Here is a 12,290-nt window from a genome sequence, read left to right as displayed (position 1 = left end):
TGTTAAACATTCAGAACAGCTTGCTTCGAGCTGACACTTCGGAATTTAATAAAACTAATGATCCGCCAAGTCGCGATGTAGCCAAAGGTTATCAGGTTGCACATAAAGCTAAGTGTGCTTGGATCAATTGATTTTATAGTCGCAATCGCGAGGAAACGCAGTGCAAATATCACAATTAGCAGCACAAAAACCGTTTTGTTACGCTTAATAAATGTGTTGCCATTGTCTCGAACTTCAAAATTGGTCGTCATGATAAGCGGAATCGAAACAACCATACCAATCAACAAAGCAATGATGACTTGCTCTTCACTGATATGCAGTGATGGATCGAACAATTGCATAAGTGAAGTAGAAATGTATAAGATAGGCAGCAGTAAGGTTACTCCCGATTTTTTTAGCGGCTTACGCATGCCGCTTAATTGTCCACGCAAGATAAAAAAGAAAATCAAAGCCGAAATCATCAAAGATACTGTTGAATTCATAGTAATGAACACTCCCTTAAAGGATTTTATAGTCTTATTATCACCTTTAAGAGTGTGTTTCAAAAGTGAATCAAGTCATTGGATCGAGGTGACAATCGTCATATTCGTATTCGTTCTGTCCTAGGAGTCAATCCAATCTGAATTGATTATTGTTCATAATTTCTTCTATGACCTGTTCCAAGTCCTCTGCGCTTTTTTTACTTGTATCAAGCAAATGTTTGGCGTCTAATCCTGATTTGTTGAACTCTTCCATTAGTATCAGGCATCGTTCTCCCATTTGATGTTCTTTCTTTCTCAATTGGTCTCTTTTTAAAAGCGTCTCAATATCTGTCCACAAAACCACATAGACAACATTAACATTAAATTCCGCCAGCTTATCTTTTAACCAATGAACATCTTCTGGAAAAGTAACATAATCGACAACAACATCAACACCGTAGGTAACGAAATTTTCAGTTAGACTCAAGATATTATTCCAAATGAGTGATAGCTCATCTTTGCTTTCCCATGGCTTCTTACGACCATTTACATGCATATGGCTTATATGATCTCCTGAAATATAGGCACTGTTTTTCAATGCATTTACCAATGCACTTGAAGTCGTTGATTTTCCAATTCCCGCTGGTCCCGACAAAACATAAACGGTTTGCATGAATAATCCCCTATCCTTTTGTTTATTAAGCACTTATTTTTTGTTAGAAAATCGTTCGAAATTTATATTAAGAATGACTTAGGATACACTAACTCACCTTTTATTTGTTGGGTTGCCGTTCCTTCTTTTAAATCACAGAACATAAAGACTTCATCAGGTACACGAAATTGCTTCAGTTCAAAACCATAATTCTTCGCTGGTTTAAATCCAAATTTAGGATAATAAGTGGGATGTCCTATCAAGAAAACAAATTCATAACCTAATTCTGCACACCTTTTTAAACCCTCTTGAATGAGTTTGCTGCCTACTCCTCTTTTCTGGTGACTTGGCATCACTGCAATAGGAGCAAGTACAATGACTTCATGACTATTTTCTTCGTCGACTACTTCGGCTTTACTAAATATAACGTGGCCTACAATATGATGATTTTCTTCTGCAATAAGAGATAATTCAAGGATAAATTGGTCCGATAATCTAATTCTTTCAACCAGCCTGGATTCATCTTCCCTGTTCTGAAAAGCCAAATAATTCAACTGAAACACTTCTTCATAGTCACTAATTCTTTCCGTTCTGATTTCCATTAATGGATATCCCCTCCTCTTAATTCATTTGTTAATAATTTTACCACGCATTCTGCCCACCATTTTGGAAAGTTTCTGTATGATTAGAACTCTCCTGTTTCTAAAAGAACAAATAAGCGCGGAAAACGCGCTTAATCGTACAGCTTCGAGCTAATAAGCGCGAAAAACGCGCTATTATTGAAAGTTCATCGAGCCGAAGCTCGTTGAAAGAGTCTAAGTGGCATCTTGAATAATTTCCTATACAGTAAAGAAAGACCTGAGGCTTTGCCTCAGGTCCTTTGTGTGCTAATCCATATGTTTGAGCTTGGGGAGGGAATTGGATATAGGGCTCCAACCGCCCATATCCGCTTTCTCCATGATCATCTTTTTTTCTCTGCAGACCGATTTTGGAAGCTGTCGCAGAGCTAACGAACCGTGCACACGCAATTGTCCTCATCATGCGCATACTCGAATGGCTATCGAATCGCAGCCTCGTTACGTTAGCGAAAAAGCGTGATTTGGGGCTGTCTTTCCTGCAATAGCGTTTTCTCGATTCGTTAGACTATCAAAAGCCCGCTTTTGGGCTTCATAACGTTTTCTGAGTTCGTTAGCGTTTGTCCACAATGAATCGACAGCCGACTTTGCACAATTGCAGAAGTTTCTGAATGGCCACCTTAGAAAGGGGATACCCTTAAGCTCTACCTCGAAACTTATACTTTCTATTATGTTAAAAAAACAAGGACCGCTGCACGAGGCAACTGCTCCTTGTTTTCGTTTTAATAATGTCCGTGTTCCGTTAGAAGGGTTTGAACACCATTAGTAAAATCGAGATGAAAACGGCAAAATTCGCGACCCCCTCCAACCTGGCGGAGCGTTTGCGGCTCACTCTGTACGCGTCAGGCAGATCATCGCCCTGCGTCTGCTGCAGCAGCGTAAGCTGCTGCTTGATGCCGGCGGGAAGCAGGCCAGCAAAGATGACAAGAATGACAATGAAGATAGCAATCGAGACCACATACCACACCTCTCGGAACAAATAGGTTTCCATAAAGCCAAGCGCTAGGCCTGTAAGAAGCAGCAGTGTACCGCCGAATTTCAGCAGGATCGCCATCTTCTGCAGCAGCGCAAGTGCGAACTTGGCCTGAACCACTGTCCGGGCGCTGCTCATAATCAAGGGATAGCTTATGACTGCGGCTATAGCCGTCACGGCGGAGATGATATGGATGAATAACAGGTAAATATACATGTAATGCCCCCCTTAATTTGGAAAATGCTCTGCTAATGATGGTACGGTTCTATGCTGTTTTGGCTCTTTGTTCTTCTCGATACAACATCCAACCTATAACGAGTCCATATACTGCAGTAATTATATGAATCCAGGAAGGTGTTTTATCTACTGCATTCGTTATTACCAATATTGCATCTATTATAGGCACTAAGATGGAAGTTAATATAATAACAAGTAATGCTTTTCTCATACGAAGTACCATCAAGGCTAGTAGGAAGATACCAATAAACAGATCACGATCGGCTTTTATTTGAACAAGATATCGATCAGCATTGTCATGCAGTGGTATACCAAAACCTCGAATCGCAGCTTCTGGCTGGATAAAACCTCTTACTCCTAAAAACAACATCAACAGCGTAACAACACCCACTAACCAATATGTTACTGACTTTGGTCCCCAATAAGTTTCACTCATTTATCTGTCTCCTTTTTCCATTTTATTTGATTGACTTTATTGTATATCGGTAATAATATTCTGTTAAGAACGCACTTTAAAGTACGGCACTTACTTAGAGTAAGGGAGTGATTTATCAATGATTCATCAGCGCGAATGCCCAATCGAAACAGTTATTCATGTTTTAGGTGGAAAATGGAAGCCGATGATTTTATGGCATTTGATGGAATCCACTAAGCGGTATAACGATCTGGAAAAGCTAATACCTGACGTCTCCCAAAAAATGCTTACGCAGCATCTTCGAGACCTGGAACAAGAAGGCGTGATCGAAAGAACGGTATACCCTACCGTCCCTCCAAAAGTAGAATATTCACTTAGTGGTTATGGTAAAACATTGATCCCTGTAGCAGAGGTGATGTGTGCTTGGGGAGAAAATCATAATGAGCGGAAACAAGAAGAACCAGCCTCTTAAGCTGGTTTTTTTTCTGCCATTTTTCATGCTTATGCCTAAATAATCAAAAAAACACCGCCGGATTTCTCCAATGATGTTTCGCTCTAAATCAGTGCAATTAGAAAATTAAAGGTCGGGAGTTTCATGGATGATCATGATATTGGTTCATTAGATCCAACAATTTGGCTGCAGCATCATCAGAGAAGATGAGCTTGAGATTCGCATCCGATTCCTCGGCTGATTTGGACGAATATACGTACATTTTCTGTTCGTAGGCTTCGACAGCTTTATTGACATCGCTATGCTGAACGATCGACAACGCCAGTTCCATGGCATCCCGCATCGCTAAGTTCACGCCTTCTCCGGCAAAAGGAGACATCAGATGCGCCGCATCACCGATCAGCGTCACGCCCGGTTTGTGGATCCACTTGAGACCGACTGGCAGCATATATATGCGTCTAGGGAGCATAGGGCCATTAGCGGCTCGGATATAATTCTTAAGCGACTCGTCCCAATCGTTAAAATGTTGCAACAGCTGCCGTTTCACTTCCTCTGGCTGATCGAACGGAATGCCGCAAGTATCCAGCCAATCTCGTTCAATTTGAAATGCCAAATACACGCAGATGCGGCCGTCTCCATTCAGCTGCCCCAGTATACCCTTATGATCCGCAAGGGCAAACAGTTTTCCTCGTCTGTTAAAAGCAGCGATCTCCGGATGAGCGATAGCGGCATTATCCAGGTAGAACTCAATCATGCTTAGACCGGTATATTCAGGTACAGAATCCGTAAGAAGCGGACGAATGCGGGAGAAGGCGCCGTCTGCAGCTATGACAAGATGGACATGATCAACATGCCCGTTCTCAAAGCGAAGTTCATGCATGCCATTTTCCAAAGGAATCGCTTGGATCAAATTGTGTCCCCAGTGAATGCAATCAGAGTCGACGGAGTTTAAAAGCAGCTCGCGCAGCGTTCCGCGATCTATTTCTGGACGATCCCCTTCATTGGATTCAGCTATCTCGTCCAAATAGATTTTACCTGTTTTATCAAGAACGCGAAAGTCTTGCCCTTCATACCGGGCGAGCGCTTTAAATTGTTCTAATAAACCCGCCTCTCTTAGTACCTTTTGTCCAGAATCGTGGTGAATGTCTAATGAACCGCCTTGCTGGCGGCTGGCGCGGGATAGCTCGCGTTCATAGACGACGGCTTTTACGCCGTGCTGCTGTAGGATCCGGGCTAACGTCAACCCTCCTGGACCTGCCCCTACGATTGCAATGCGTTGTTGTTCTTTTGCATTTATTGTTTTCATGATTATCAACACCTCGGAATTAAAATGATTTGTTCAACTTCCGATAGCATACGATGATTGTATAAACTGAATATATACGGATTATGGAGGCGGCATTCTGCAAATGATATGCTAATGGATATCATTAGAAGGAATGAAACCGACATGGAGCCATACAATCTCGCCGATGTGAACGGCGACATCGCGGTTAATCATGAAGCATTGCGTTTAATTTTCCGCAATTGTGCGGTTAATCGTGACGCTTCCGGTCGTGATTCTGATCATAGGGCTTATTCGCAGCAAATCGCTGCCCGCATCCTGACGAAAAAACCTCCGAACGCGGTTCACCTACGTTCGGAGGTTTTTTCGGCGTCAACGCCGCTCGCTTCATTTCAGTTCCATCCCTTAGCGATAACTGTTTTCTTTTTATGATTAAACATCCTATCAAATAAACTCAATTTCTTTTTTCGTTTGAGAGTAAGTTTAATACCTTCAATCAGTAGTCTTGATCTCAATTCGTCGCGACGATTGAGCGTGTGTAACCTCTTTATGAACTGCTTGTCCATGTTGACTATCCCTCCCAAGTATCTGTAAATGAGAAGCAAGACTTCTGAATCTGATATATATATATTATAAGTTTTAATTGGATAAAAGTTTGTCACATTATAGATGAGCGAAACGCTTAATTTGTCGACATTTAGGCAGCACAAAGAGATCGGAAGTACCCTCCCGACCCCAAGTGTCCTGTATCTACTAATGCTCATGCAATTGGTGTACCGTTTTTAACAGGTTCATCCGGTTTTAAGAGAACCACGTCACCTTCTGCTGGAACACCGCCAATGACCAACACCTCAGATTTAAAACCTGCGATGCGTCTAACAGGAAAATTCATGACGGCGATGACTTGTCGTCCAATAAGCTGTTCGCATTCATATCTTTGTGTAATCTGAGCAGAGGAGCGTTTAATACCCATCTCTCCAAAATCGATTTCTAATTTTATTGCAGGTTTTCGAGCTTCCGGAAAAAGTTCTGCTTTAATTACAGTACCGACACGGATATCTAATTTCATAAAATCCTCAATTGTAACCACGATTGCTGCCTCCATTTTTGTCAATTAAGCTATATATGTGTTCAGCAAAAGCCGAAGCTGTTGCATAACAAACCCTACATGTTTACTGTCTCTGCTCAATCTGCTTGCCATTACGCTACCTTCAATTCTTGGAACTAAAGTATGGGCCACATAAGCCCGTTTCGTGGGTTATTACATATGTCCAGTTAAACTCTTTATCTACAATATAAATATCAGCTTCATCCATGAGCTCATCAGCCGTTATCATCGATAAATTTTCAATCATGTAGGCCTCGTCTTTATACTGATAAAATACATAACAAGCATTCTTCTCTGTTTGATTAAAGGCTCTATTAGCGTCTTGACTCCTCAAGCACTCTCTTTTCTTATAACTAAACAAGTGCCATAAATAACCACAGTATCCTCTGTCATCATGGAGAAAAATAGATTTTTTCTCATCATCACTTAGATGATTGGCGAAGTGCAATTCCCATTGCTCTCTTAAGTAAGGTCTCCCATTCGGCATTTGTTGCATTTTCACTTGTTTGTTGTTACATAAATCAACTATATTCACTGGGTCCCTCCACAAAATAAATCAATCATGTCTGTATTTCTTCAAATCTCGTTTCCCGTTACAAAGAATTTAGTGCATTTACGATTTTATCTCTAGTTCCTCTTAAACGTTTTTCTGCACCATTAGGGAATAGCGGTTCGCTCCAGGTGAATCCGTCACCTTTGTATCTTGGAATAATGTGCATATGATAGTGTGTTAAGTCGTTAAATACTCCGCCGTTCTGGCATATAGAAATGCCGTCTGGCTGAAATATTTGTTTTAATATCTTAGATATTTTCATTGAAGTTTCCATTATGTAGTAGGCAGTGCCAATATCCATATCTTCGACGTCCCAAAAATGTGTTTGGGGAGTATTAGCGTATGACCTTCGTTAAAAGGAGCGATATCAAGAACACAGGCTATCAACTCATTCTCGAAAATAATATTTACGTTTGGCTCCATCCCATTAGAAATTCGACACCCGAGGCAATCCATTCGTATCGCTCCTTTCTTAAGAGTTCCACTATTTTCTTTTGTAAAATGTCTGACTTCAATAATACCACATTATTCCAAATCGAATAGCACACCACTGACCTTTAACTGAGCAAAGGGCTCCATGTAACAGGATCTGGTCCGAGAAATGACAAGACTTCAGCCATTAATTTAGTCAACTATGCTGCGCGTTAAATTAGAAAAGGCAGCCGTCTATCGGCTGCCTTTTCTTACCCTTCCAGCACATCCGCTCCCAAATCGCCCGCAACCTCCATCATTTTGGGGATCACTGCTTCATTGGTTCCAGATACGTAAATATCTCCCTGATAATGCCGGAATGGAATCTTTGTACCGCCGTAGCTCCACATAAAGAAATCTCCCTCAATAGACATGCTGGTAGTACCTGTCACCGTAAACACGGATGTATAGGAAAAGTCCGGTTTAGAGGTAAAATACTGTTTGCACTCTTCCAAAGATATTGTTTTCTCCGAATTGTCCTTTTCCTGAAGTGCTCTTGTAATCCGATAGCGTTGACTCATTTGAAACTCCTCCAATATAAAAATAACCCATGTGTAGAAACATGGGGGTTCTCAACCATCTGAGATTGTTACTTAAGCAAGCATTCTCTTATTTTTCAAGAAATCCAGTTGAAGGGTTCGTTATAAAAAAACCTTCTTCAGGCACATGAAAATATTGAATCCAAACCCCATCTAAAAGGTTTTCTCGCTTATCTAGTAAAATTTCAATGTCTTTGTCTGTTTCTACGATTTCATCATGTTCAGTAGGTGTATCCAACTTCACATCATAATGAGCATGATTTCCATGATTCAGCGTAATAAATACACGAATCATCTTCCCTGCAGCTTCTTCACTACTCAGCATATTTTTTAAAACCTTAGCGGCATTTCGATTGATTTTACATTTCATGTTGGATGACCCCTATTCATTTTTATACTGTAATACTATTAGTTACAGAATGTTTTGTCAAGATATCTGAATGATAGCTTCCAATTTCTCTTTGTCATCAAGCAAACTCCTTGAAGTTAGATTGACCATGATACCTTTGTTTATCTTATTCCCCTGAGTTAGTGCCGTTATTCTTTGCGTTATTTCTTTCGCGGAACGACATGCCGCTAAATTGGATTAAATACGCTAATTAATGAATTTGCGGAACGTATAGGCGTTATTCGTTGAAATTAAGCTATCCGAAGGTACAAAACAAAGACATAGCGCATCGTCGTTCCTCATAAGCTCGAATTCGTGCTAATTTCAAGTAAATAGCGCTTCTACGTTCCTTTAAGTGGAGCCTACCCTTGGAAAATGGATAGACCTATCTATGAAGAGGCTAGAGGCTAGCCCCTCTATTGTATTTATCTACTTTGGGACAGCCCGTGACCATGACCATGCATATGGACTATCAACAGCCGTGGTCGCGTACATCTACTCCTCAGTAACACTAGCGAACTGCGTGCTGTACAGCCGCGCGTACAGCCCATCCAGCGCAAGCAGCTCGCTGTGCGTGCCCCGCTCCACGACGCTGCCCGCTTCGATCACCAGAATGTGATCAGCAGCCAGCACCGTGGAGAGCCGGTGCGCGATCACCAGCGTCGTGCGCCCTTGCATCAGCTCCTCGAGCGCCGCCTGCACATAGGACTCGGACTCCGAGTCCAAGTGCGACGTCGCCTCATCGAGGATGAGGATGCGCGGGCGCTTCAGGATCGCGCGGGCAATCGCGATCCGCTGGCGCTCGCCGCCGGAGAGCCGGTGACCGCGCTCTCCCACCATCGTGTCGTACCCTTCGGGAAGCGACACGATAAAGTCGTGGATGTAGGCCTGCCGACACGCGGCCTCCATCTCCTCACGCGTAGCGTCCTCCCGCGCGAAGCGCAGGTTGTCGCCGATCGTCGCGTGGAACAGAAACGACTCCTGCGTCACGTACGCGATTTGCGCTCGCAGCGAAGCCAGCTGAACGTCGCGGACGTTCACGCCATCGACCTCGACGACACCCGACGTCGAGTCATACAGCCGCGCGATCATGCCGATCAGCGTCGATTTCCCCGCGCCGCTCGGCCCGACGAGCGCTACCATCTCACCCGGCTGCGCCTCGAACGTGACATCCCGCAGCGCATACTGCCCTGGCTTATAAGCGAAGGAAACCTGCTTATAAGCCACACGCCCCTCGACCTGGTCAAGCGGCCGCGCCCCATAAGCATCCATGACATCGGGAACCATGTCCTGGTATTCGAAGATGCGCTGGAATACGCCCAGCGCAGTAGCCACCTCGACATGTAGGTTCAGCAGCATACCTACAGGCATGTACAACCGGCCAAGATACGCCGCGAAGGCGACGATCGAGCCCAGCGTCATGCTGCCGGATATGACAGAGTAGCCGCCGTACATATAAATAATCGCTGTGCCTAACGGCCCCAGCGTGCTCGTCGCCATCCCGAACCAGCGGCCCACCAGATTTAGCCGCAGCTCCAAATCCATCACCTTCTGGTTCATAGCCGTAAACTCGATTTCCTGCTGCTTCTCCCTGCCGAAAATACGCGTCAACAAAGCACCGGAAATCCCGAAGTTTTCGCTAAGCTGAGAAGTAATATCCGAACGCACTTTCTGTGTTTCCGTACGCAGCTCCTTCCGAACCTTGGATACTTTTTTCACAGGTAGCACAAACAATGGAAGAATAAGCACAGAGATAATGGCTAGTTTCCAATCAAGCGCAAACAAAATACCAATGGTCGAAACTACAATGACTATCTGTGTGATCGAGGACACAACCAGCGAAGTCACCACACTTTGCACAGCTTGTACATCCCCCGTGATCCGCTGAACAATTTCCCCCGACCGAGCCTCCGTAAAGAAAGCCATCGATTGCCGCTGCAAATTATGAAACAAGGATTGTCCCAAATCCCGAATAACTCCTTGGGTTACTTTGGTATTGAGATGATTTTGCCACACACCAAGTACACCGCTTACGACAGGCAGAAATATCATTAACAACGCCATCCCTGCCAGAAGCTTCATATTACCCAGCGGGATCGCTTTATCAATAATTTCTTTCATAACAAGAGGTGGGATTAAACCAATCACGGCTGCGAACAGCGCCAAACCAATAATCGCCAGCAATTGTCCCCAGTACCCCTTGAACAACCGCAAAATCCTTTTTACCGAAACATCCTTTAACTTCGCTTTAGGCCGATTCCTATCGGAAAGCCGCCCCATACTACCTGGTCCCACGATTCATCTCTCCGTTCTACCTAAGCTGCCTTCTAAATGGGAAAAGCATGCTCGATTGCCTTGGATACTTCATCTGCCATCTTCAACACGCTGTACAGCGATGTCGTTTGTAGAACACTATACTGTCTAGGCCCGTCAGCATTGACGATAGCCGCGATCGTATAATCCCCGACTTGAGGCAGCACCTTCCCTACTGACTTTCCCGGAGCCAATGGCTGATTAGACACCTGATACATGCCCACTGACAGCTTCTGTCCCAAACAAGCATCAATCGCTATTACCACACAGCCAAGCGGAATTTCCTGCAAACGCGCTGCTAAGTTACTCGCATCACAAGGTGCTTCAAGTGTTCCTATCACATGCGGATACCCCAGTTCCACAAGTCTGCTCCCGACAAGCGGGCCCAGTGCATCACCTGTTGATCGATCAGTTCCTATACATACAAAAGCCAACGAATCCGGCTTCATCACCGACTTATTCCCAATCGCCTTGAGAAAGATGGCCAACTGTTCGCCATTCATCTTTTTCCAATACTGCTCCCGCGGTTTAGTCCCTTCTTCCCCCATCAGATCCTCCCTTAACACGCATCCAGCAAAATTTCCCCTCACTCCTGATGAATGATATAATGCGGTCAACTCTATTCTTTCAAGATTATGCTTACGATGCAAGTTTTGCTAAGCAAAACTTTAAGGAGGCACACCATGTCCACCCTAGGAATGATCGCGATCCTGACCCTCCTCTACTGGCTTTATATCACTTTCGATGTGCATAAAGGTATACATTTGCTGCATACACTGCCCAAATCCACGAAACTCCCGGACAAGCCTCCCCTCGTTTCGGTCATTATCGCCGCCAAAGAAGAGGAGAGTACCATCCTAGAAACCGTCCGGCATCTTCTCACGCAAAATTATCCGCGCCTCGAGATCATCGCCGTCAATGACCGCTCTCAGGACGCTACCGGTGTCCGGCTTGAGAGCTGCGGAAGTGGTCACAGCACAAAACGGATATACACACACCGCTGCAAATCATTCACATCACCTCTCTGCCTGAAGGCTGGCTTGGCAAAAACCATGCCCTCTACCAAGGGTATCAGCAAGCGAGAGGCCAATATTTGCTTTTTACAGATGCCGATGTCATTTTTGCACCAGGAACGATTTCAGATGCGGTTACTTATATGAAGGAACATGACGTACAGCATCTCACGTTGACTCCTAACATGATTGCTCGAAGCTCGCTACTTAGAGGGTTCGTTCATTTCTTCCTCTTCTCTTTTTCCTTATTCGTTCGCCCGTGGCGTGCCAACCTTGACAGCGCCCGTGAACCGGGCATCGGAATTGGTGCCTTTAACATGGTTAGCCGCAGCGCTTATGAAGCGATTGGCACGCACAAATCGATCGCCCTAAGACCTGATGATGACCTTCAATTAGGCATCTCCCTCAAACGAGCTGGATTTAAGCAAAAGGTTCTGTCCGGCAAACACATTCTACAAGTCGAATGGTACCGCTCCCTCAAGGAAGCGATCATCGGTCTGGAGAAAAACCTTTTCTCCGGCTTTTCGCTACAGCTACTCCATTGCTTTACTCGCTTGTTTGGGACAGCTCATCTTTTTTATATTCCCTTGGCTCGGCCTGATCTTCCTTTGGGACTGGAGAGGAGCCGCCTATGCTGTCGCTGTCATTTTACAAATATGGCTATACCGCAAGCTAATGTTCCGCCTCATGAGCAAACGCGGGGATGAAGCTTTCCTGCTTCCTGTCAGCGCCTCCCTGCTCCTTTATACGATCGTCCGCTCCGTTTGGCTAACTTGGAAACAAGGTGGCATCAATT

Annotated in this window: 16 protein-coding genes and 1 pseudogene; 4 read left to right on the top strand and 13 right to left on the bottom strand. The window is 44.4% G+C overall.

The features are described from left to right. Positions 1-2: 2 nt before the first annotated feature. The 5 genes from ACBP55_RS04615 to ACBP55_RS04595 form a co-directional block, all read right to left on the bottom strand. On the bottom strand, positions 3-482 hold the full coding sequence (locus ACBP55_RS04615) for a CcdC protein domain-containing protein (protein ID WP_464650070.1): 480 nt from the start codon (positions 480-482) through the stop codon (positions 3-5). A gap of 127 nt (positions 483-609) precedes the next feature. Then, the gene (locus tag ACBP55_RS04610; RefSeq protein WP_464650068.1) at positions 610-1,134 is read right to left on the bottom strand and encodes an AAA family ATPase; all 525 of its coding nucleotides are present in this window, start codon (positions 1,132-1,134) and stop codon (positions 610-612) included. Positions 1,135-1,196: 62 nt separating this feature from the next. Beyond that, complete coding sequence (locus tag ACBP55_RS04605) at positions 1,197-1,715, bottom strand: GNAT family N-acetyltransferase (protein WP_464650066.1); 519 nt, start codon at positions 1,713-1,715, stop codon at positions 1,197-1,199. Positions 1,716-2,490: 775 nt separating this feature from the next. Next, the gene (locus ACBP55_RS04600; protein WP_464650064.1) at positions 2,491-2,937 is read right to left on the bottom strand and encodes a DUF2269 family protein; all 447 of its coding nucleotides are present in this window, start codon (positions 2,935-2,937) and stop codon (positions 2,491-2,493) included. A gap of 49 nt (positions 2,938-2,986) precedes the next feature. Next, the gene (locus ACBP55_RS04595; RefSeq protein ID WP_464650062.1) at positions 2,987-3,394 is read right to left on the bottom strand and encodes a DUF4267 domain-containing protein; all 408 of its coding nucleotides are present in this window, start codon (positions 3,392-3,394) and stop codon (positions 2,987-2,989) included. A 118-nt stretch (positions 3,395-3,512) separates the two neighbouring features. On the opposite strand from ACBP55_RS04595, the gene ACBP55_RS04590 reads away from it, so the two are divergent. Next, complete coding sequence (locus ACBP55_RS04590; RefSeq protein WP_464650060.1) at positions 3,513-3,845, top strand: winged helix-turn-helix transcriptional regulator; 333 nt, start codon at positions 3,513-3,515, stop codon at positions 3,843-3,845. Positions 3,846-3,966: 121 nt separating this feature from the next. Here the strand turns inward: ACBP55_RS04590 and ACBP55_RS04585 are convergent, their stop codons facing one another. Beyond that, positions 3,967-5,130, bottom strand: coding sequence for an FAD-dependent oxidoreductase (locus ACBP55_RS04585; protein ID WP_464650058.1), 1,164 nt, complete (start codon positions 5,128-5,130; stop codon positions 3,967-3,969). A gap of 144 nt (positions 5,131-5,274) precedes the next feature. Between ACBP55_RS04585 and ACBP55_RS04580 the strand changes: the two genes are divergently transcribed. Next, on the top strand, positions 5,275-5,541 hold the full coding sequence (locus ACBP55_RS04580) for a hypothetical protein (RefSeq protein WP_464650056.1): 267 nt from the start codon (positions 5,275-5,277) through the stop codon (positions 5,539-5,541). Between the two features lie 328 nt (positions 5,542-5,869). Here the strand turns inward: ACBP55_RS04580 and csaA are convergent, their stop codons facing one another. From csaA to yyaC, 7 genes are all read right to left on the bottom strand, one after another. Further along, a complete protein-coding gene (csaA, locus tag ACBP55_RS04575) occupies positions 5,870-6,199 on the bottom strand; it encodes a chaperone CsaA (RefSeq protein WP_464650054.1) in 330 nt (109 codons plus the stop codon). Between the two features lie 121 nt (positions 6,200-6,320). Beyond that, positions 6,321-6,752, bottom strand: a complete 432-nt coding sequence (locus ACBP55_RS04570) for a DUF4275 family protein (RefSeq protein ID WP_464650052.1) — start codon at positions 6,750-6,752, stop codon at positions 6,321-6,323. 58 nt (positions 6,753-6,810) lie between these two features. Next, a complete protein-coding gene (locus tag ACBP55_RS04565) occupies positions 6,811-7,071 on the bottom strand; it encodes an HIT family protein (protein WP_464650050.1) in 261 nt (86 codons plus the stop codon). Between the two features lie 382 nt (positions 7,072-7,453). Then, positions 7,454-7,762: a hypothetical protein gene (locus ACBP55_RS04560; RefSeq protein WP_173190230.1), complete on the bottom strand. Its 309-nt coding sequence runs from the start codon at positions 7,760-7,762 to the stop codon at positions 7,454-7,456. A gap of 88 nt (positions 7,763-7,850) precedes the next feature. Next, positions 7,851-8,150 (bottom strand): iron-sulfur cluster assembly accessory protein, encoded by a 300-nt coding sequence (locus tag ACBP55_RS04555; protein WP_464650048.1) that lies wholly within the window; start codon positions 8,148-8,150, stop codon positions 7,851-7,853. A gap of 513 nt (positions 8,151-8,663) precedes the next feature. Continuing rightward, complete coding sequence (locus ACBP55_RS04550) at positions 8,664-10,352, bottom strand: ABC transporter ATP-binding protein (protein WP_464650046.1); 1,689 nt, start codon at positions 10,350-10,352, stop codon at positions 8,664-8,666. 143 nt (positions 10,353-10,495) lie between these two features. Then, the gene (yyaC, locus tag ACBP55_RS04545; RefSeq protein ID WP_464650044.1) at positions 10,496-11,029 is read right to left on the bottom strand and encodes a spore protease YyaC; all 534 of its coding nucleotides are present in this window, start codon (positions 11,027-11,029) and stop codon (positions 10,496-10,498) included. A gap of 87 nt (positions 11,030-11,116) precedes the next feature. On the opposite strand from yyaC, the pseudogene ACBP55_RS04540 reads away from it, so the two are divergent. Then, positions 11,117-11,458: pseudogene (locus ACBP55_RS04540) on the top strand (glycosyltransferase); the annotation flags it as partial. Then, positions 11,440-12,201, top strand: a complete 762-nt coding sequence (locus ACBP55_RS04535) for a glycosyltransferase family 2 protein (RefSeq protein ID WP_464653226.1) — start codon at positions 11,440-11,442, stop codon at positions 12,199-12,201. The pseudogene ACBP55_RS04540 and the gene ACBP55_RS04535, both read left to right, overlap by 19 nt. Positions 12,202-12,290: the final 89 nt, after the last annotated feature.

Source organism: Paenibacillus sp. WG02 (genome assembly GCF_055396115.1).
This window is presented reverse-complemented; position numbering and strand designations above follow the sequence as displayed.